Raw genomic sequence first — 20271 nt, 5'->3', positions numbered from 1 at the left:
ATACTGTAATCAAGTAGTCACTTGAATGAGAATGAGGTGAGAAAATGAATGAGAAGGATACTTGTGAGATTTATTGTTATGACGAAGAAAAGGTAACTCGAATACAAGGAGAATTACAAACAGTTGATATCTCCGGTGTTGCCCAATTATTTAAAGCTGTTGCAGAAGAAAACAGGGCGAAAATTACCTTTGCCTTGTTAAAAGGTGAAGAGTTATGTGTTTGTGATATAGCAAATATTATTGATGTCACGATTGCAAATGCTTCCCACCACTTACGCACACTCCATACGCAAGGGGTTGTTAAGTTTAGAAAAGAAGGAAGATTAGCATTTTATTCGCTGGATGATGACCATGTTGAGCAGTTATTTATTAATGCATTAGCACATGAGAAAGAAGGGAAAGTAAATGTCTGATCAACAAGCCAAATTATCGGAACAAGAAATGAAAACTTATCGCGTTCAAGGATTTACCTGTACGAGCTGTGCAAATATCTTTGAAAATAACGTAAAAGGAATACAAGGCGTTGAGGATGCTAAAGTAAACTTTGGAGCATCTAAAATCTATGTTCATGGAAGTACAACGATTGAAGAATTAGAAAAAGCAGGTGCTTTTGAAAATTTAAAGGTTCGAGATGAAAAAGAACAAAAAATAGAGCGTGAATCGTTTTGGAAACAAAAAGCAAATATTAAAGTTTATATCTCAGCTGTATTGCTTGTTATGAGCTGGTTATTGGGTGAGCAATATGGGGAAGATCATATTCTTCCAATGATTGGTTTTGCAGCAGCCATTTTAATTGGTGGATATTCATTATTTATTAAAGGTTTTAAAAATCTAAGCAGATTTAAGTTCGATATGAATACGCTAATGACTATTGCCATTCTAGGAGCTGCGGTGATTGGTCAATGGGGAGAAGGAGCAATGGTTGTTATCCTGTTCGCTATAAGCGAAGCGTTAGAGCGCTATTCAGTGGACAAGGCTAGGCAATCCATTGAATCGTTGATGGATATTGCTCCAAAAGAAGCACTAATTCGTCGTGGAAATGAAGAAATGCAAGTACACGTTGAAGATATTCTAGTGGGCGATATTATGATCGTAAAACCTGGTCAAAAGTTAGCGATGGATGGAACAGTTATTAAGGGTATATCGACATTAAATCAGGCTGCCATTACAGGAGAAAGTGTTCCAGTAACCAAAACCATTGATAATGAGGTTTTTGCAGGAACATTGAATGAAGAAGGATTACTAGAAGTAAAAGTAACAAAAAAGGTAGAAGATACCACGATATCAAAAATCATTCACTTGGTAGAAGAAGCCCAAGCAGAACGAGCACCTTCTCAAGCGTTTGTCGATAGATTTGCACAGTACTATACACCAGCTATTGTCGTCTTGGCTCTTTTAATTGCTGTTGTTCCTCCATTACTATTTGGAGCTGATTGGAGCATTTGGGTCTATCAAGGCTTAGCTGTGTTAGTGGTTGGTTGTCCTTGTGCTCTGGTTGTTTCAACACCCGTTGCCGTAGTTACTGCAATAGGAAATGCGGCCAAAAACGGTGTATTAATTAAAGGTGGCATCCACTTGGAAGAAGCAGGAGCTCTAAAAGCAATTGCTTTCGATAAAACTGGAACATTAACAAAAGGTGTTCCAGCCGTAACAGACTTCATAACGTATAGTGGAAATGAAAATGAATTAATGACTATTACAGCAGCTATTGAAAAGGGATCACAGCATCCACTTGCTTCGGCAATTATGAGAAAAGCAGAAGAAAACAGATTGAACTTTAATGGAGTATTGGTTGAAGATTTTCAATCTATTACAGGTAAAGGCGTAAAAGCAAAAGTAAATAATGAACTATATTATGTAGGAAGTCCAAATCTCTTTGAAGAAGTACATGGAAGCATTGAAAGGAATCAAGAACGACAGATTAATGAAATGCAGTCGCTGGGAAAAACAGTCATGGTGTTAGGAACGGAACAAGAAATCCTATCTCTTATTGCAGTGGCAGATGAAATTAGAGAATCATCAAAAGAAGTCATCAGTAAATTGAATAGCATTGGAATTGAAACAGTGATGCTGACAGGTGATAACCAAAGAACAGCAGCAGAGATTGGAAAACAAGTGGGCGTTTCGGATATTAAAGCAGATTTGCTTCCAGAAGATAAATTGAATTTCATTAAAGTACTTCGTGGAAAGCATAAAAGTGTGGGAATGGTTGGAGATGGCGTGAATGATGCACCTGCTCTTGCAGCTTCCACTGTTGGCGTGGCAATGGGTGGTGCTGGAACTGATACAGCACTAGAAACAGCTGATATTGCTTTAATGTCAGACGACTTAAGCCAATTACCATATACCATTAATTTAAGCCGTAAGGCTTTGGCGATTATAAAACAAAATATTACCTTCTCATTAGCAATTAAATTAGTGGCATTACTGTTAGTTATACCTGGTTGGTTAACGCTATGGATAGCGATATTTTCCGATATGGGAGCAACATTACTTGTAACACTAAACAGTTTAAGGCTATTGAAAAGTAAAGAATAAAAACTTTTTTCGAAAATGTAAGGGATAACGTTTCGTTATCCCTTTTCATATTTTGTTTTATTTGGGAGTGGTGAAAATTGAATAATTTTTGGAATAAAGTAATATATAAAATTTGGTCTCCAATTTATGATGGAATTTTTAACTCAGGGATTTTTCTAAATGCAAGAAAACAAATATTTGAAGAGATACCATTCAATAAAGAACAACGAATTCTTTTTGTTGGTGTTGGTACAGGTGCTGATTTAGAGTTAATAAATCATTATGACTTAGATATAACAGCTATTGATTTTTCACCTGATATGCTTAGAAAGGCAAGAAAAAAATTTAGGGTCTTCGGAATATATAGTGGAATTACTTTCTTAATAGTTTAAAAACAACTGGTGTTTAAATCGGATTTTCTGGTGGGATGTTAGGATAATCAATAGTATTATATAAAAGTATCAATCACATACGAGTGATACTTTGGGAAAAAAATAAAATAGTCCAATTTACTTGACCGTGTACTATGGTACACGGTTTATAATATTCATGGGGTGAAATAAGATGATTTATCGCATTAGTGAGTTTGCAGATAAATGTGGAGTTAATAAAGAAACGATCAGATATTACGAGCGAAAAAATTTATTACAAGAACCTCACCGAACGGAAGCTGGTTATCGGATATATTCATATGATGACGTTAAGCGTGTTGGGTTTATTAAACGAATACAGGAACTTGGTTTTTCTTTAAGCGAGATTTATAAATTACTTGGTGTTGTAGATAAAGATGAAGTTCGTTGTCAAGATATGTTCGAATTTGTTTCTAAAAAACAAAAGGAAGTGCAAAAACAAATAGAGGATTTAAAACGAATTGAAACTATGTTAGACGACTTAAAACAACGATGTCCAGATGAAAAGCAATTACATTCGTGTCCAATAATAGAAACATTAACATGAGAGATTAATTAACGAAAGGAGCTTTTTTATGAATAAATTTAAGGTAAACATTTCAGGAATGACTTGTACGGGTTGTGAAAAACACGTAGAATCAGCACTTGAAAAGATAGGTGCTAAAAATATTGAGTCTAGTTATCGTCGTGGTGAAGCAGTATTTGAACTGCCCGATGATATTGAGGTTGAAAGTGCAATAAAGGCGATTGATGAAGCAAATTACCAAGCCGGAGAAATTGAAGAAGTATCATCACTAGAAAACGTGGCGTTAATTAATGAAGACAATTATGACCTTCTTATTATTGGTTCTGGTGCTGCTGCCTTTTCTTCGGCAATTAAAGCTATAGAATACGGTGCAAAAGTTGGAATGATTGAGCGTGGAACGGTTGGGGGAACCTGTGTGAATATTGGCTGTGTTCCGTCAAAAACTCTTCTTAGGGCAGGGGAAATCAATCATTTATCAAAAGACAATCCGTTTATAGGTTTACAAACATCCGCTGGAGAAGTGGATTTAGCTAGTTTAATCACGCAAAAGGATAAATTGGTGAGCGAACTTCGGAATCAAAAATATATGGATTTAATTGATGAATATAATTTTGATTTAATTAAAGGTGAAGCAAAATTCATTGATGCTAGTACGGTTGAGGTCAATGGGGCAAAGTTATCTGCAAAACGCTTTTTAATTGCAACAGGTGCATCGCCTTCGTTGCCCCAAATTTCAGGACTTGAAAAAATGGACTATTTAACTAGTACAACACTTCTTGAGTTAAAGAAAATACCAAAACGATTAACTGTAATTGGTTCAGGATACATTGGAATGGAGCTTGGACAACTATTTCATCATTTAGGTTCAGAAATAACGCTTATGCAAAGAAGTGAGCGACTTTTAAAGGAGTATGATCCTGAGATTTCAGAGTCAGTTGAAAAAGCGTTAATTGAACAGGGTATAAACCTTGTCAAAGGGGCAACTTTTGAGCGTGTTGAACAAAGTGGAGAGATAAAAAGGGTTTACGTAACAGTAAATGGCAGTAGAGAAGTCATTGAATCAGATCAGTTACTTGTTGCCACTGGAAGAAAACCAAATACGGATTCTTTAAATTTAAGTGCAGCAGGTGTTGAAACTGGAAAAAATAATGAAATCCTGATCAATGATTTTGGTCAAACAAGTAATGAAAAGATTTATGCAGCAGGAGATGTGACTTTAGGACCACAATTTGTATATGTAGCAGCCTATGAAGGTGGAATTATTACTGATAATGCTATTGGTGGATTAAACAAAAAAATAGATTTATCGGTAGTTCCTGCTGTTACGTTTACGAATCCGACGGTTGCAACGGTTGGTTTAACAGAAGAACAAGCAAAAGAGAAAGGGTATGATGTGAAGACATCTGTATTACCTTTAGATGCTGTTCCAAGAGCAATTGTAAACCGTGAAACAACCGGTGTATTTAAACTAGTAGCAGATGCAGAAACACTAAAAGTATTAGGGGTTCATATTGTATCTGAGAATGCAGGAGATGTCATCTATGCAGCATCATTAGCTGTTAAATTTGGCTTAACGATAGAAGATTTAACAGAAACCCTAGCACCATATTTAACAATGGCTGAAGGGCTAAAATTAGCTGCACTTACGTTCGATAAAGATATTTCGAAATTATCTTGTTGTGCAGGCTAAGGGAACTTTTTTACAACTCCCTATTCAAGTGAACCAGCTAATGCTTTAAGGGATTTTCTAAGTGCATTTGTGGTCACAAAAATAATTTAACACTGATGATTTCGACATCAAATCTATAATTGATACCTTAACACCGCAGAGTAATAAAGGATGAATAATATGTCAGACTTATTATCCCTACCAGACATTAAAACAATAGAACCGCCACAAGAAAATGAAACCGATATGATGTTTAAAGTTGAAGCAGTCGGACCACCTGAACGTTGTCCTGAATGTGGTTTTGACAAGTTGTACAAACACAGTTCAAGAAATCAACTAATTATGGATTTGCCCATTCGTTTAAAGCGAGTGGGCTTACAATTGAACCGTAGACGATACAAGTGTCGTGAATGCGGATCTACCTTCTGGGAACGCCTAATATCTGTAGATGAAAAGCGTAGTATGACCAAAAGGCTTTTAAAGTCCATTCAAGAGCAATCCATGTCTAAGACCTTTGTAGAAGTCGCAGAAAGCGTTGGTGTTGACGAGAAAACCATTAGGAACGTTTTTAAGGACTATGTGGCACTCAAAGAACGTGAATACCAGTTTGAAACTCCTAAGTGGCTTGGGATAGACGAGATACATATTATCCGTAGACCTCGGCTTGTATTGACTAATATTGAACGCAGGACTATTTATGACATCAAGCCTAACCGTAACAAGGAAACAGTCATCCAACGTCTTTCAGAAATCAGTGACAGGACTTACATTGAGTACGTCACAATGGATATGTGGAAGCCCTACAAAGACGCAGTGAACACTATCCTTCCACACGCTAAAGTTGTCGTAGATAAGTTTCATGTAGTTAGAATGGCTAATCAAGCCTTAGATAACGTCAGAAAGTCTTTGAAAGCCCATATGAGCCAAAAAGAAAGACGTACCCTTATGCGTGAAAGGTTTATCCTTCTAAAGCGTAAACACGATCTAAATGAACGTGAATCATTCCTCTTAGATACTTGGTTAGGTAATCTTCCTGCTTTAAAAGAAGCCTATGAACTCAAAGAAGAGTTTTACTGGATATGGGATACTCCTGATCCAGATGAAGGTCATCTTCGTTATAGTCAATGGAGACACCGTTGTATGTCCAGCAACTCTAAAGACGCATATAAAGACCTCGTGAGAGCCGTAGACAACTGGCATGTCGAAATATTCAACTACTTTGATAAAAGGCTCACTAATGCTTATACGGAGTCAATTAACAGCATTATTAGGCAGGTAGAGCGAATGGGTAGAGGTTACTCGTTTGATGCCTTACGAGCCAAAATCCTTTTCAATGAGAAGCTCCATAAAAAGCGTAAGCCACGATTTAATTCAAGTGCTTTCAATAAAGCTATGTTATACGATACTTTCAATTGGTATGAAGTGAATGATCACGACATTACAGACAACTTTGGTGTCGATTTTTCCACACTTATTAAGAATTTGGAGAAGGGTGATTTATAAGCCCTTTTCCACCATAAAATCCGAATACCCAAAATTTATAAATACCCCTATTATTTTTTTAGAAATGGATGCTCAAAATATGGTGTTTAACAATAAATCGTTCGACTATGTAGTTGGAAGTTTAATCCTTTCAGTAGTACCTGATGCAGATAAGTGTTTTCAAGAAATGGTCAGAGTTTTAAACCAAAGTGGGAAAATAATTATTTTCGATAAATTTACTCCTAAAAATAAAAAACTTTCGTTATCAAAAAAAATAATCAGACCCTTTGTTAGAGTCTTAGGAACAGATATAGGATTGAATTTTGAAGAGTTGTACCTCAGAAATAATAATGATTTAAGGGTAGAAAAAGATAAACCTGTAATGATGAATGGAATGTATAGAGAAATAATTATTTCTAAAATTAGTTGATTATGTTTTTACATACTCCACAATCGAGCATAATTCTACGATTTTGAATTAACTACCATCAAATATGTGGTTCACTTTAAGGACATGTAGTTAAAGTGAAGCAATTGATTTAATAATATTTTTAACACTTTACTATTGATATGACCCATCACCAAGCATGGAAGACATTAATGTAACAAAACGTCTAGGTGAGGCTGGAAAGATGATGGGTATTGAGATTTTGGATCATATCATTGTGGGCCATGAGAAATATACTAGTTTGAAAGAAAAAGGATATCTATAAAAAATTTTTCAAGAAAGTCAGTGAAGGTGCTAGAAGTTGCGCCATCACTGACTTTATTTTAATATCATCAAGTTATGGGCTAAAGTTAGCCAAATACAATTCCTTCTTATTAGGTACTACCACCTAATCACGGTATAGGCCTTGATACTAAGGGATTTTTACAAATTACGTATATATCTTATAAACTATAGAATAACCTAATAATCCCACTCACTTTGTATATATCCGTAAAATGCCGTAATTGTAACATTGAATTTTAAAATAATAGTATTACCTCTAGTATATGTTGCATAATACTAGTAAGTAAGTGTGTAGTGATTACTTGATATACATGACTTTATCTATGGTTGCATACTATTACAATCTACTCGTATATCAATGTAGCCGATAGAATTTGATACATGCTCTTTTGATAGTTCAAGTTTAACAATGTTAAATGGTGTTACTATTTGTGTTCCATATAAAATCGACAAATAGGTCTTTGCCATGTTATCTAAGTCCTTTGATTGTATCGCTCCATTAAAGTGTAGTTTTACTGCATAATGATTTGCAGCCGCTATTTCAAATCCATCTTTGTAAAGTAGTTCTCTAATTGGTTGATGTAACAGCTCGATGTGCGGATAGAAATTCTCATCATCGAAGCCACCAGAAAGTATTGGATTGCTCTTTGACACAATATAGGTAGTAAGACCGTTAAACTGAAGTTTCGTGGTTTGAGTCACCACGTCATAAATACGAAGGTCAATACTGTCATAAGGCATGCTCGCCCTCATTCTTGAACCCGGTTTACTTGAGTACAAGTTTACCCTTAAAGAATAGATTTCCGCATCATTAGAGACTATTTCATTGTTAATTGCATCTATAATAGCTTTCACTGATTCTATTATTGGAAGCTCTTTGCGTGCCCTTGGTGTTGAAATATTAATCTCTACCCCATATTCACCTTTCAGGAGGGGAAGTATAACCCCCTTTTGGCTTGCTATTGCACGTAAAACCATCGATATCTTTCCTTGAAAGTCCATCATTGAAGTACTTTGCAATCGATTAGTTCCTTTTGAGCTAGTATGTGGCATTTCCAATGGTTGATCATGTAAAAGTATATGACTTCCTCCATCATGTTCTATTAATACATTCCTATCCATTATCCTTGCTTTTATCTTTTTGTATGTCATAGAATCATACTTCCCCTTTTGCTATCTAACTCTTTGTTGTTCACTTTTTTTGCTGATAAATGATATGGTCGTAAAACATAACATTCCTTTATACCTTTTCGAGTAGATACTAATAGACTATCCCCTATATACTCACCTTTTACAAAGCAAACCTTTACAACCTTAAATAAACCCATAGTCAGTAACAGCTTTATTGTATTAACTACCTGTACCTCTGATTTTTTAACATTGTAATAGAAAGAAGGATCTACGTGTATGGAATCTATTTCTACGTGTATAGATTCAGGATTTACTCCTCCAAAATAGCTCAACCAGCAATTTGCATATAAAAGTAGATATACTTTTAACTTTGTATAAGTCCATGTTCTATCTGCTGTGGATGTGTTCTCCAGCATTCTATTTGTAACAGCATCCGCCGGCACCATAATAAACCCTTGATTCCTTTGCTTTAGATTACTTGTATAGAATGGTATTGAATTACAGCTTATATAAGTGTTCGTAAATGGATCATAATCAGGTGCAGTTAATAATTCAGTCTGATACATTTGCTGTTTATGGGAATTGGTTCTCGCAATAAAATAGTTTACCTCCAGCCAATCTAAGGCCTTATTTAGTTCATTACGACTCAACTTCAAGTCCAATTGCATTTGGGCTTTTGCCTTCTTTACTCTTTGGTATTTCCATTCATATGACTTACACAAATAGATGTATAATTTAAACGTTTTAAGATCCGGAAAATCAGGATAAATGTCGGAAAAGATTTTCCTTTGGATAATAAATTGGCCGTTTGTTGAAACATTAAACTGATTAACTCCTGTTAAGTCCTCTGGCTTCACCTTAAAGCTATTTAAATTCATAAACGTCTCCTTTTATTAAAATATAATGGATTATAACCCGTGTATTTGCATTTATATTATAATAGTGTTAGTATTAATTCAAGAAATAATTATTAGGAGGTGCTGTTTTGTCTGCAATTAATATTGACTCATATGATTTTAAACACCTTAAAGAATGTACATTAGGTGAACGACTACGTTTTTTTAGACAACACATGGTACAGTACCATGGATCTGATTACACTATAACCTCACTTGGATCCAGAATTGGTGTTGCACCACAGTCAATTTCAGCAATTGAAAGAGGCGATTCTAAAAACCCATCTTTTCAGCTGATTCATAAGTTAACTCAAGAATATAGAGTTCCTCTGGAATCTGTTACAGACGAATTTTATCTGGGCGAAGAAAGATTGTTTTCTATTGGCATACCTGAAGTAATAGAGACTGATATCGACTTTGATGATGTAGATGAATTAGTTATCGCAGTCGAAGATAATGAGAGTAATGAGGATGAAAGCTATTTCGATTTTGATGATACGAAAGGAATCTTGCTTTATCATTGCCTAGGCAAAAATGAATTTAAGCCTATTTACCACATTCATTTCAAAGAAGACATTACTGATTTTGAAATGGAGCGTTTAATCTCACGAATGCTAATGGAGACCACTTCTCTGACTCAAGGGAATTTTGATAGTTCTAAGGCTAATCACCCATTACATGAGGCCCGTCAAATCATCAATTCTCAAAACAAGTTGTTGTCATCTGGAGAGTTAATAAACCTTCTTGTTAATAAGAAGAAGTAACAAACAACGAAACTTATAGGAGTGGATTTAACATGGTGGAATACCCAAGCCACAACATGATTGGGGAACTTGAGGCAGATGATCGAAAGAGGGAGGCATTCTTAGATCAACTGGCATCTATTATTGAAAGTATTTTGTCTAAGAGTGATGTAGCTGGCAACGAAAAAAATCGCTTTTGAAGGAGGAGTTTTAATGATTAAAGGAGTAATCTACGCACGAGTAAGTACAGAGGAACAAGCAACAGAAGGATACAGTATTGAAGCACAGAAACAGCTTCTCTACGATTATGCAAAACAACGTGACATTCAGATCATTGATGAATATATCGATGAGGGGAGAAGTGGAAAAAGTATTCAGGGTAGACCACAAATGCAACGTCTACTGAAGGAATCAAAAAATGGAGAATTTGATACTGTTATAACATATAAACTAGACCGGTTGGCACGTAAAACAAGGGATTCGCTTGAAATTGTTGAAACTCTTGAACGCCACAATGTTCAACTAATGAGTTATTCAGAGAATATTGATACTACTACACCTGGTGGAAAGATGTTCTACACAGTAATGAGTTCTGTTGCTGAAATGGAGCGGGCAACGATAATTGATCGTGTTAAGATGGGAATGAATCAACGAGCTAATCAAGGAATGTGGAATGGTGGAATAGTACTTGGTTATGATGTGATTAACAAGGAACTTATCATCAATGAAGATGAAGCAAAGATTGTAAAAGAGATATTTATCTTAGCAAGTAAAGGCCATGGCTATAAGAAAATTGCTTATGAAATGAACAAGCTTGGTTATAAAACAAAAAAGAAGAAGGATTTCTCCATTGCTACTATTAAAGGTATTTTAGAGAATCCATTATACATAGGAAAAATCCGTTATAATCAGCATGAAAATTGGTCTGAGAAAAGAAGAAAAGGTAAAAATGATAATCCGATCATAAGAGATGGCATACATACTCCAATAATCGAGATGGAGCTTTGGAATCAAGTGAAGCAAAAATTGAAAACACGCTCCTTCCGTCCAGCACAATCGTCAAAACCATACTTCTTAGGTCGATTACTTCGTTGTCCCGAATGCGGATATGGAATGACTGCAGCAAAGTCCAGGGGTAAAAATGGCAAACAATATAGACTTTATCAATGTGGTCAGTATAAAAACAAAGGTAGAACTGCATGCCAAGCCCATACCATAAATGCGGACAAGGCTGAACAATATGTAATCAATGAATTAAAGCGTATTGTAACACTTCCCTATTTTATTGAGAGGTTAGTCAATAAAATGAATGACGAGAGATTGAATGCTGAATCTCCATTACTAGATGAGAAAAAACGGCTGCTTAAAAACAAAAAGAAAACTGAAAAGCAAATAGACAATTTAGTTACATTGCTAATGGATGATCCCGATTTAAGGGATATTTATAGTAAGAAAATGCTAGAACAGAAAAAACAACTCGTTACCATTGAGAGTCATATAGAGAAGGTTGAAAAAGAGCTACAAACTATCAGTAAAAATCCCATCGATGCTGAAGCACTGACTCATCTACTCAAAAACATTGATACTCTTCTGGATAAAGCAGATGCTACAGAAAAGAAGGAGCTGCTTTCACTCTTTATAAAGGATATCCAAATAACCAAAGAAAGGGTATCTCATAAGGAAGGCAGACAAATCAAGTGTATCAATTTGATGTTTGACTTCACCATTGAGGCTTTACAAGGTAGCTCTAGTGTCTTAATTAATAAAATGTCTGAAATAAACTGCATTGCACCTCTCGATACAACCTTCATGGAAGAGCAATTTTCAAAGGAGGAAAACTTTAGGGAAGCCTTATCTTCCCTTAATATTTTACCCTTATTTATGGTACGGTTCCCCCCTAATAATCCTATACCCCCGATAAACCTGTTCCACCAACACCAACCGCATCAACTGATGGGGAAATGTCATTTTGGAAAAAGACATCGCATAATCACTTCGATCCATCACTTCTTGACTCAATCCGAGCGATCCGCCAATGACGAAGACAATTTTACTTTTTCCTGTTACCATTAGTTGCTCTAATTTTTCGGCAAATTTCTCGGAGGTTAACATTTGCCCCATTATTTCCAGGGAAATAACGTAGGCATCTTGGGAAATTTTCGACAGAATTCGTTCGCCTTCTTTTCTTTTCACGGTTTCCTGATCTGCTTCACTCATATTTTCTGGTGCTTTTTCATCAGGGACTTCGATGATTTTGACTTTGGCATATGCATCAAGCCTTTTCGTGTATTCTGCTATCCCTTGTTTTAAATACTTTTCCTTCAGCTTTCCTACTGCTACGATTGTAATTTTCATCATGTATAAGTAATCCTTTCCGTACTTTCTTTCTCTTAGTGTACCAAAATATTCGCATAATCACGAGTGAGCATATTTGATTTTACTTAGCATTTCCCTTAATCTAAAAGTACATATAAAAAGAAATGGAGGCGATTGCATGGAGAAAATTATTTTCATAGAAACAGGAACAGGCACGGACGTACATGGGCAGAATATTACGAAAGCATGTGTACGTGCAGTAGAGAACGCCATTCATTTTAATTCCATGCCAGGGATTAAAGATTACTTACCAGACCACGACTTACATAACATGAAAGTGAATGTGCGTCTAGCCGTGCCATGTGATAAAGAATTAGTAGATATCGAGCGTGTCAAAGAAGAGATTCCATATGGCACAGTCACTGTAGAAGTAATAGATGGTGGAATGGCAACAACATCTGGCATCCTCTTAGAAGATAAAGATGATAAGAATGACTTAATGTATATTGTAAACGCTGCTGTAGAAGTAGGATACTAATTTAATATATTGGAGGAATAGAGATGACGTATATAGCTGATGAGAAACGTTATGAAGAGATGATCTATAATCGCTGTGGCCAGTCTGGTATTCAATTACCTGCAATCTCTCTTGGACTTTGGAACAACTTTAGTGACAATGACGCTATCGAGAACCAACGCGAGATGTTATTTAAAGCATTCGACCTTGGTATTACCCATTTTGACCTTGCAAATAATTACGGGCCACCACCAGGATCTGCTGAAAGTAACTTTGGACGTATCATGAAAGAAGACTTAGCTAGCTACCGTGATGAGCTGATTATCTCAACAAAAGCAGGCTATCGTATGTGGGACGGGCCATATGGCGATTGGGGTTCACGTAAATACCTAATCTCAAGTTTAGACCAAAGCCTCACACGCATGGGACTAGATTATGTCGATATCTTTTATCACCATCGTCCAGATCCAGACACACCACTTGAAGAGACGATGCTTGCATTAGATCAGATTGTACGCCAAGGAAAAGCGCTGTATGTCGGGATTTCTAACTATGATGCAGAACAAACAAAAGCAGCTGTAGAGATATTAGAAGCACAAAAAACACCTTTTATCATCCATCAAGCAGCATATTCCATGCTTGATCGTACCATTGAACAAGGATTAACAGATGTCTTAGAACAGCATGGGGTCGGCTGTATTGCCTTTGTTCCACTAGCACAAGGACTACTCACAAATAAGTACTTGTCAGGTATTCCAAAAGACTCCCGTGCAGCGAAAGACCATATTCCTTTCTTAAATGAAAAGGATATTTCTTCACATGTATTGCAAAAGGTGAAGCAGCTAAATGATATTGCAGTAGAACGTGGACAATCCCTCGCTCAAATGGCACTTGTCTGGGTATTACAACAAAAGTCTGTCGTATCTGCATTAATCGGAGCAAGTCGTGCAAGTCAAATCGAAGAGAATGTCCGTGCATTGTCACATACACATTTTACAGACGAAGAAATCAAACGAATCAACCAAATTCTAGCATAAAAATAAGTATACTCGGTATTCGCCAACTACATATGGTGAATACCGATGTTTGTAAGAACGGATTAAGATGCCTTTCTTCCTAATCCTTCTCATGCAATGGTCTCGTATCATAGACACTTTTGGCATACACATCAAATAAACTATCAAAATAATTCGTAGGCTTCATGCTTTTCCCGTGTTTACTTCTTTCATATTCTTTAATCGGGAACATGGCAAACAATAGAATGACACTACATAGTACAATAATACTCAACATCCCTATAATGAAAGACATTTTCTTCCCCTCCTTTATAATTAATGTCAGTGTAATCTATGAAACGCGTACCATAGCAAGCATAATTTTCAAATAAGGAGAAAAGGAGGAGCGAGATGGCAAATATTAAAGACATCGCCAAAGCAGCAGGTGTGTCTGTTTCCACAGTCTCCCGTGTGCTGAATCAGCATCCATATGTGAGTAAGGAGAAGAAGGAAGCAGTACTAGAAGCAATGAGGCAATTCCATTACCAAAGAAATATGAATGCCGTCCATTTAAGTAAAGGGAAGACATTTCTGATTGGCGTCATCATTCCATTTACGAACCATCCTTACTTTGGTCTATTAATAGAAGGGATTGCGAATGAAGCTGTCAAAAATAATTATAAGCTCGTGATATTTCAAACCAATTATGAAGAAGAACGTGAGCTAGAAGCATTAGAGATGCTCCAAACAAAGCAAATTGATGCATTGATTATCTGTTCAAGAAGTGTCGATTGGTCTATTCTGAATGACTATATCCAATACGGGCCGATCGTATTATGTGAAGATGCAAGAGAGCACCCTGTCTCCTCCACCTTCATTAATCACTACCAATGCTTTTTAGATGCGCTGAACTATTTGTACGAACACGGACATCGCAAAATTGGGTATTCCTTATACAGGAAGACAGGTACAAATAGTACACAGAGAGAGCGAGCATACCGTGACTTTTTACAACAACATGGATTACCATTCCAGGAATCGTACATTTTCTATAATTGTTTAGGATTTGAAGATGGGGTCAAAGTCGTGGAGCGATTAACAACACTAGAAGATCCCCCTACAGCTCTATTAGTAACCAATGATATTCTTGCTGCAGGTATTATGACATATTGTCGTGAAAAGGGGATTACGATTCCTCACGATTTGGCTATTATTAGCTTTGATAATCAACCAATTGCCAAAATCATGCATTTGACTACATTAGAAATTCCATTAGTGGAAATGGGCAAAAATCTTTTTTTACAAGCAATCATGTCCAAACCATCCGCTCATAAAGAGATACAAGTGAAGTTAATCGAACGAGAGACTGTTTAAAAAACTAGAGAAAGAAGGCATATCAATGGAACTACAATACACCATGTCAATTGATCACATTACAGAGGAGAATCTTACTGCATTATTCAAGGCTGTAGAATGGGAATCAGCCAAATTTCCTGAACAATTAGTAGAGGCAATCAAAGGATCCCATACTGTCATCACAGCATGGGACGGAAATCGTTTAGTAGGATTAGCGAACGCTTTATCAGACGGTGCTTTAACTGCCTATTTCCATTACGTATTAGTAGACCCAACCTATCACGGAAAAGGTATTGGAAAAGAAATGATGCACAGGATGCTAAAGAAATATAGTGGCTTCCAAACAAAAGTGCTCATTTCCTATCCGAATGTAGTCGATTTTTATGAAAAATTAGGTTTTACAAAAGAAGATGGGCCCACACCTATGTATATATCTGACTTAATATAAGAAAGACCTCTTTAAGTTAATTGATACCTGTCCATTTGTTGTTGCAATTGTTGGCTAGAGTCTGTCACATCTTTTACACCTGCATGTACTTCTCCAACAATTGCTTGCATCTCTTGTGTGATTGCAGCTATTGTCTGGGCATGTGATGCATGATGATCTGCTGTTCCTTTCACTTTACGCGAAAATTCCATGACTTCCTTCACCTTTTCACTTACTTCTTTCATTTGCATGGCAATCGTAATATTCTGTGTCGATACATTTGTCGCCATTTGGTCAATTGCTTTAAATTGCTTGTACGTTCTCTCCATATTCGTGCGATTTTCGATCGTATGCTGTTTCGTCTTTTCCATATTTGCACTAACATGGTCCTTTTGTTGCTTAATCGATTGAATCATTCCAGTAATTTCCTTTGTTGCAATTTTGGATTGATCTGCTAATTGCCTCACTTCATCTGCTACCACACCGAATCCCTTGCCATATTCACCAGCACGTGCTGCTTCTACTTGGGCATTTAGTGCTAACAAATTGGTTTGACTCGCCATTGACTCAATTGTTTGAATAATTTTATCAATTTGATTCATTTGCTCATCGAGTGTACTCATTGCTTCGACAGATTGTCCCATACTCTGCTCCATTTTGTCCGTATTCTCTTGCATCACGTCCATATCACGAAGCCCGCTTGCCGTCGCACCTTTTACTTCATCACTTAATTGTTGCATTTCTGTTGCCACATGCGACACACCTTCCACCACATCCTTCACATTATGCAAAAGTGTCGCAGAATTCGAGATTTCACTTACTTGCTCTTGAGATTTTATTGCCATCTCATCCATCGAAGCAGCGACCTTTTCCATACCTTCTAATGCATGTTGCATCTGTTCATACAATTGATCTGCTGTCACTGTTGTATGAGAATGGTGCGTTTTAATATTAGAAAAAATAGAGTGGATCGCATCTTTCATTATTGTCACACCTTTTGCTAGATGACCTAGTTCATCCTTCCCTTTTATCTCTAATGTACCCTTCGATAAGTCACCATTTGCAATGTGCTCCACATAAGACGAAATCACCATAATCGGTTGGCGTATATACCTTTGCGTAATAAAACTCAATCCAATTGCTAGTGCAATCGCCACAACGCCGAATAGGACACTAGATATCATTGCTAGCTCACTTTTATTGACAGTGTCATTCGCTTGTTCCTTCATCTCATTTTGGATTGCAGTTTGAATCGTTTCCATTTGCAAACTCGCTTGGTCAAAGAATGCGACACTTTTGAATTGTTCATCTTGTGCAACATCCCAATTCTTCTCTTTTGCCTCTCCTACCACTTTTTCACTAACTTCCTCATAATGCTTCCAATTCGTCACATAATTGGTATAGAGTGTTCGCATTTCATCTGTGTGCATTTCTTCAGTGAAACTCTCTAATAATGCTAGATTTTCTTCTATTTTACTGCTTGCTTGTCTTACCTCTTCTTCTAAATTTAATGTGGTAATGCCCATCGATGGACGTGCGATTTCCTGGAGTGTTGTATGTAACTTGTACATTTGTTTACTTGTCTCTGTTGATGTAAGTAAAAATGGAATATGCTTTTCTTCCATCTCTTTATTCTCTTGCGCTATGGATTTAAATGCCTCTACATTCCACATCCCAAATATCATAAATAACATTAGAAATATGCTAAAAGATGCAATTATGCGCATTTTAATCGTTAATTTATCCAAAAACATAAGACTTTCCCCCTATTAATCTCTATATATTCATTATATAGAACACATGATTGAATAGGAATGTAGTCCCGATTGAATTTACATAAATTTTACAAAGGGTGAAATGAATGAGATGATTAATGGAAGGTTGTACCGCACGACACAGGGATTCTCTCAGCCACACAGGAATTACCCACAACCACGCACGAATTCTCTCAGCCACACTGGGATTACCCACACCACGCACGAATTCCCATCCCCCACACACAAACCCAATCCCCCCCAATCAAATAAAAAAACTACCTGCCAACTCAACAGATAGTTTTCCCCATTCTATATCATCACATGCCATTACGTATGTGACACAATTAATTCCGCTTTCCCGTCCAATGTAAATGTATCTACTGTATGTGGAATAATAAAATGATCCCCTTTTGCTACAGTAAATGTTTTACCATTCACCGTTAATGTTGCTTCACCTTCTACTACACTACATTGAAGAAAGTCGTGTGTGCGAGTTTGCTCCATTACACCATGTAGATTCCAGTGGTATACAGTGAAATATTGTTCTTCCACTAATTTTTTGCTTGCGTAACCTGCTTCTTCTTCTACCGTTTGATGCAATACTGGTGTTTCATGTGGAACAATCGTTACATCTTTTGCTTGTTTCATATGCAATTCACGTGTATTTCCGCTCGCATCTGTTCGATCATAGTCATAGACACGGTACGTAATATCAGAGCTTTGTTGTGTTTCTAGAATAACAATGCCTTTTCCGATAGCATGAATCGTACCGCTCGGAACATAGACAAAATCGCCTGCCTTTACTTTTACTTTACGTAATAATTGATCCCAATTACCTTCATCCATCCACTGTTCTAATTGTTCCTTCGTTGTTGCATGATGACCAATAATTAATTCTGCATTTTCATCTGCACTTAATACATACCAGCACTCTGTCTTTCCATAAGGCTCATTTGCTACTTCTCTAGCATACGTATCGTCAGGATGCACCTGTACAGATAATTGATCATTTGCATCCAAAATTTTAATTAATAAAGGATATGCTTCGGTATTGGAGGGTGCTTTGTTAAATAATTCCCCATGTTCTTCCCACGCATGTAATAGTGTCTTACCTTCTAATGGGCCATTCGTAATTTTACTTGGACCATTTGGATGTGCAGAAATTGCCCATGCTTCACCAGTTTTTTCATATGGAATCGTATATTGGAATTCTGTATGTAATTTTTGGCCTCCCCAAATACGTTCTTGGAAGATCGGTTGTAAAAAATCGGTTCATTATACATATTATATCCACCTTTATCTCTTTATTTTCTAGTTTAAAGATACAATTAATTTATCGATAAATCAAATGTTACTTTATTTGATTGATTTTGATTTATTCACATGTTAATAACTATAAATCGGGTTATATCCACAAAGTTATCCACATACTCACATTTTCTTATACATATATCGTATAGAACGTGTATTCTAATACTATATATATACATGATTTTTGCTTTCATCCACAAATTGTGGATAATTAAACAAAAATTGTGGATAAAAGAAATGTTATTCTCTTATCCACATATTTTTAGTAAGATAATGTTGATAATTGGACAGTTGTCTGTTGCCTTTCTCCGTCACGGTAAAACGTTACTTCTAAATCTTCGCCTACCACTTTTTTATCGTATAAATGCTTGCGCAAATCTACAATGTCAGAAACTTGTTCGCCATCTAACTCTGTGATGACATCATATGCTTGTAAGCCACCTTGTTCTGCTGGTGACATTGGTTCTACACTGCGAATATAGATCCCGCTTTCCACTTCTTTTGGTAAGTTAAGACTTCTTTCCCATTCAACCTCTGCAACTTCTGTTAAAGCATATGCTTCCACACCTAAAAATGGTCTTGTTACCTCACCTGTTTGTTCTAACTCTTCCATGACCGGGATGGCATCATCAATCGGGATCGCGAATCCAATCCCCTCGACAGCAGACTGTGCAATCTTCATGGAATTGATTCCGATTAGTTTTCCTTCTAAATTGAGTAGTGCTCCACCACTATTCCCAGGGTTAATGGCTGCATCTGTTTGAATAACTTCTGCTTGCCAATCTGCTCGTCCATCTCCATTGAAGTCTTGTGGAATGGCGCGTTGTTTTCCACTAATAATGCCTTGGGTAACAGAGCCTGACAAATGCATGCCTAATGGATTCCCAATTGCGATTGCTGGTTCCCCAACATGTACATTTTCTGATGTACCAAGCTCCATCACTTTCTCCGCATACTGTGCATCCATAGAGATGACAGCTAAATCTGTGAATAAGTCACTCCCAATAATTTCAGCAGGGACATTGGATTCATCTGATAAAATAATTTCTACTTCATCTGCCCCTTGAATCACATGATGATTTGTCACAATAAATGCTTTGTCACCTTCCACTTTATAAATCACTCCAGAGCCTGTCCCAGATTCACCTGACTCCTCTACAAAAAGACTGCCTTGAGCTTGAATATTAATGACACCAACAACAGCTGGAGCAACATTTGCCACAATCTCTGTAATATTTGATTGAATATCTACATTGACTTGTTCTGTCGTTGTATTGTTGTGATCCTTCTCATCGATTGGAATTCCAGGTGATTCCTTCTCTCCAACAACTACTTCATATGGCAATAAGTCATATTTCACAAGTGCTGGTAGAACAAGTGCAAATAAAAATGCACCAAGAACGATTCCAACAATAAGTGGGGTGAGCCAGCTAGATTTTCTTCCTGTTCGTTTCGGGTAATGATCATCATAATATCCCATATATC

General features: G+C 36.6%; 18 protein-coding genes and 4 pseudogenes. 15 read left to right on the top strand and 7 right to left on the bottom strand.

Annotated features, from left to right (window positions below):
* Window positions 1-44: 44 nt before the first annotated feature.
* From ACFOZ1_RS08390 to ACFOZ1_RS08355, 8 genes and pseudogenes are all read left to right on the top strand, one after another.
* A complete protein-coding gene (locus tag ACFOZ1_RS08390; protein WP_390198387.1) occupies window positions 45-413 on the top strand; it encodes an ArsR/SmtB family transcription factor in 369 nt (122 codons plus the stop codon).
* A complete protein-coding gene (locus tag ACFOZ1_RS08385; RefSeq protein WP_390198384.1) occupies window positions 406-2538 on the top strand; it encodes a heavy metal translocating P-type ATPase in 2133 nt (710 codons plus the stop codon). The genes ACFOZ1_RS08390 and ACFOZ1_RS08385 overlap by 8 nt, the downstream gene beginning before the upstream one ends.
* 77 nt (window positions 2539-2615) lie before the next feature.
* A pseudogene (locus tag ACFOZ1_RS08380) lies at window positions 2616-2900 on the top strand (class I SAM-dependent methyltransferase); the annotation flags it as partial.
* A gap of 181 nt (window positions 2901-3081) precedes the next feature.
* The gene (merR, locus tag ACFOZ1_RS08375) at window positions 3082-3474 is read left to right on the top strand and encodes an Hg(II)-responsive transcriptional regulator (RefSeq protein WP_001863748.1); all 393 of its coding nucleotides are present in this window, start codon (window positions 3082-3084) and stop codon (window positions 3472-3474) included.
* A gap of 28 nt (window positions 3475-3502) precedes the next feature.
* Window positions 3503-5143 (top strand): mercury(II) reductase, encoded by a 1641-nt coding sequence (gene merA, locus ACFOZ1_RS08370; RefSeq protein ID WP_390198380.1) that lies wholly within the window; start codon window positions 3503-3505, stop codon window positions 5141-5143.
* A 159-nt stretch (window positions 5144-5302) separates the two neighbouring features.
* Window positions 5303-6625: an ISL3 family transposase gene (locus ACFOZ1_RS08365; protein ID WP_009374086.1), complete on the top strand. Its 1323-nt coding sequence runs from the start codon at window positions 5303-5305 to the stop codon at window positions 6623-6625.
* Window positions 6549-7034 carry a class I SAM-dependent methyltransferase gene (locus tag ACFOZ1_RS08360; RefSeq protein ID WP_390198378.1) on the top strand — a complete coding sequence of 162 codons (486 nt, stop codon included), beginning with the start codon at window positions 6549-6551 and terminating at the stop codon, window positions 7032-7034. Before ACFOZ1_RS08365 ends, ACFOZ1_RS08360 begins: the two co-directional genes overlap by 77 nt.
* A 154-nt stretch (window positions 7035-7188) precedes the next feature.
* Window positions 7189-7317: pseudogene (locus tag ACFOZ1_RS08355) on the top strand (JAB domain-containing protein); the annotation flags it as partial.
* Window positions 7318-7658: 341 nt separating this feature from the next.
* On the opposite strand, the gene ACFOZ1_RS08350 reads toward ACFOZ1_RS08355, so the two are convergent.
* Both ACFOZ1_RS08350 and ACFOZ1_RS08345 read right to left on the bottom strand, forming a co-directional pair.
* Window positions 7659-8489 carry a hypothetical protein gene (locus ACFOZ1_RS08350; protein WP_390198376.1) on the bottom strand — a complete coding sequence of 277 codons (831 nt, stop codon included), beginning with the start codon at window positions 8487-8489 and terminating at the stop codon, window positions 7659-7661.
* A complete protein-coding gene (locus ACFOZ1_RS08345) occupies window positions 8486-9346 on the bottom strand; it encodes a hypothetical protein (RefSeq protein ID WP_390198373.1) in 861 nt (286 codons plus the stop codon). The genes ACFOZ1_RS08350 and ACFOZ1_RS08345 overlap by 4 nt, the downstream gene beginning before the upstream one ends.
* Before the next feature lie 107 nt (window positions 9347-9453).
* Here ACFOZ1_RS08345 and ACFOZ1_RS08340 point away from each other — a divergent pair, with 107 nt between their 5' ends.
* From ACFOZ1_RS08340 to ACFOZ1_RS08330, 3 genes and pseudogenes are all read left to right on the top strand, one after another.
* A complete protein-coding gene (locus ACFOZ1_RS08340; RefSeq protein WP_390198370.1) occupies window positions 9454-10128 on the top strand; it encodes a helix-turn-helix domain-containing protein in 675 nt (224 codons plus the stop codon).
* A gap of 32 nt (window positions 10129-10160) precedes the next feature.
* Entirely contained in the window at window positions 10161-10307 is a 147-nt protein-coding gene (locus tag ACFOZ1_RS08335) for a hypothetical protein (protein ID WP_390198367.1), read from the top strand.
* 13 nt (window positions 10308-10320) lie between these two features.
* A pseudogene (locus ACFOZ1_RS08330) lies at window positions 10321-11355 on the top strand (recombinase family protein); the annotation flags it as partial.
* 627 nt (window positions 11356-11982) lie between these two features.
* On the opposite strand, the gene rlmH reads toward ACFOZ1_RS08330, so the two are convergent.
* Window positions 11983-12462 (bottom strand): 23S rRNA (pseudouridine(1915)-N(3))-methyltransferase RlmH, encoded by a 480-nt coding sequence (gene rlmH, locus ACFOZ1_RS08325; protein ID WP_390198991.1) that lies wholly within the window; start codon window positions 12460-12462, stop codon window positions 11983-11985.
* Between the two features lie 139 nt (window positions 12463-12601).
* Between rlmH and ACFOZ1_RS08320 the strand changes: the two genes are divergently transcribed.
* Window positions 12602-12961, top strand: coding sequence for a Lin0512 family protein (locus ACFOZ1_RS08320; protein ID WP_390198364.1), 360 nt, complete (start codon window positions 12602-12604; stop codon window positions 12959-12961).
* 23 nt (window positions 12962-12984) lie between these two features.
* Complete coding sequence (mgrA, locus tag ACFOZ1_RS08315; protein WP_390198362.1) at window positions 12985-13977, top strand: L-glyceraldehyde 3-phosphate reductase; 993 nt, start codon at window positions 12985-12987, stop codon at window positions 13975-13977.
* 79 nt (window positions 13978-14056) lie between these two features.
* Here the strand turns inward: mgrA and ACFOZ1_RS08310 are convergent, their stop codons facing one another.
* Complete coding sequence (locus ACFOZ1_RS08310; protein WP_390198359.1) at window positions 14057-14251, bottom strand: hypothetical protein; 195 nt, start codon at window positions 14249-14251, stop codon at window positions 14057-14059.
* Between the two features lie 95 nt (window positions 14252-14346).
* Here ACFOZ1_RS08310 and ACFOZ1_RS08305 point away from each other — a divergent pair, with 95 nt between their 5' ends.
* Entirely contained in the window at window positions 14347-15309 is a 963-nt protein-coding gene (locus tag ACFOZ1_RS08305; protein ID WP_390198357.1) for a LacI family DNA-binding transcriptional regulator, read from the top strand.
* A gap of 25 nt (window positions 15310-15334) precedes the next feature.
* A complete protein-coding gene (locus ACFOZ1_RS08300) occupies window positions 15335-15739 on the top strand; it encodes a GNAT family N-acetyltransferase (RefSeq protein ID WP_390198355.1) in 405 nt (134 codons plus the stop codon).
* Window positions 15740-15750: 11 nt separating this feature from the next.
* On the opposite strand, the gene ACFOZ1_RS08295 is transcribed toward ACFOZ1_RS08300, so the two are convergent.
* From ACFOZ1_RS08295 to ACFOZ1_RS08285, 3 genes and pseudogenes are all read right to left on the bottom strand, one after another.
* Complete coding sequence (locus tag ACFOZ1_RS08295) at window positions 15751-17472, bottom strand: methyl-accepting chemotaxis protein (protein ID WP_390198352.1); 1722 nt, start codon at window positions 17470-17472, stop codon at window positions 15751-15753.
* A 330-nt stretch (window positions 17473-17802) separates the two neighbouring features.
* Window positions 17803-18758, bottom strand: a pseudogene (manA, locus tag ACFOZ1_RS08290) (mannose-6-phosphate isomerase, class I).
* A gap of 290 nt (window positions 18759-19048) precedes the next feature.
* Entirely contained in the window at window positions 19049-20266 is a 1218-nt protein-coding gene (locus ACFOZ1_RS08285) for a S1C family serine protease (RefSeq protein WP_390198349.1), read from the bottom strand.
* Between the last annotated feature and the right edge of the window lie 5 nt (window positions 20267-20271).

Source organism: Gracilibacillus marinus (assembly GCF_042651725.1).
Classification (GTDB): Bacteria; Bacillota; Bacilli; order Bacillales; family Amphibacillaceae; genus Gracilibacillus; species Gracilibacillus marinus.
This window is presented reverse-complemented; position numbering and strand designations above follow the sequence as displayed.

Excerpts from the sequence above, each read along its gene's own strand:
- ACFOZ1_RS08390 (WP_390198387.1), top strand. The coding sequence starts at position 45 with ATGAATGAGAAGGATACTTGTGAGATTTATTGTTATGACGAAGAAAAG.
- ACFOZ1_RS08385 (WP_390198384.1), top strand. The coding sequence starts at position 406 with ATGTCTGATCAACAAGCCAAATTATCGGAACAAGAAATGAAAACTTAT.
- merR (WP_001863748.1), top strand. The coding sequence starts at position 3,082 with ATGATTTATCGCATTAGTGAGTTTGCAGATAAATGTGGAGTTAATAAA.
- merA (WP_390198380.1), top strand. The coding sequence starts at position 3,503 with ATGAATAAATTTAAGGTAAACATTTCAGGAATGACTTGTACGGGTTGT.
- ACFOZ1_RS08365 (WP_009374086.1), top strand. The coding sequence starts at position 5,303 with ATGTCAGACTTATTATCCCTACCAGACATTAAAACAATAGAACCGCCA.
- ACFOZ1_RS08360 (WP_390198378.1), top strand. The coding sequence starts at position 6,549 with ATGATCACGACATTACAGACAACTTTGGTGTCGATTTTTCCACACTTA.
- ACFOZ1_RS08350 (WP_390198376.1), bottom strand. The coding sequence starts at position 8,489 with ATGACATACAAAAAGATAAAAGCAAGGATAATGGATAGGAATGTATTA.
- ACFOZ1_RS08345 (WP_390198373.1), bottom strand. The coding sequence starts at position 9,346 with ATGAATTTAAATAGCTTTAAGGTGAAGCCAGAGGACTTAACAGGAGTT.
- ACFOZ1_RS08335 (WP_390198367.1), top strand. The coding sequence starts at position 10,161 with ATGGTGGAATACCCAAGCCACAACATGATTGGGGAACTTGAGGCAGAT.
- rlmH (WP_390198991.1), bottom strand. The coding sequence starts at position 12,462 with ATGAAAATTACAATCGTAGCAGTAGGAAAGCTGAAGGAAAAGTATTTA.
- ACFOZ1_RS08320 (WP_390198364.1), top strand. The coding sequence starts at position 12,602 with ATGGAGAAAATTATTTTCATAGAAACAGGAACAGGCACGGACGTACAT.
- mgrA (WP_390198362.1), top strand. The coding sequence starts at position 12,985 with ATGACGTATATAGCTGATGAGAAACGTTATGAAGAGATGATCTATAAT.
- ACFOZ1_RS08310 (WP_390198359.1), bottom strand. The coding sequence starts at position 14,251 with ATGTCTTTCATTATAGGGATGTTGAGTATTATTGTACTATGTAGTGTC.
- ACFOZ1_RS08305 (WP_390198357.1), top strand. The coding sequence starts at position 14,347 with ATGGCAAATATTAAAGACATCGCCAAAGCAGCAGGTGTGTCTGTTTCC.
- ACFOZ1_RS08300 (WP_390198355.1), top strand. The coding sequence starts at position 15,335 with ATGGAACTACAATACACCATGTCAATTGATCACATTACAGAGGAGAAT.
- ACFOZ1_RS08295 (WP_390198352.1), bottom strand. The coding sequence starts at position 17,472 with ATGTTTTTGGATAAATTAACGATTAAAATGCGCATAATTGCATCTTTT.
- ACFOZ1_RS08285 (WP_390198349.1), bottom strand. The coding sequence starts at position 20,266 with ATGGGATATTATGATGATCATTACCCGAAACGAACAGGAAGAAAATCT.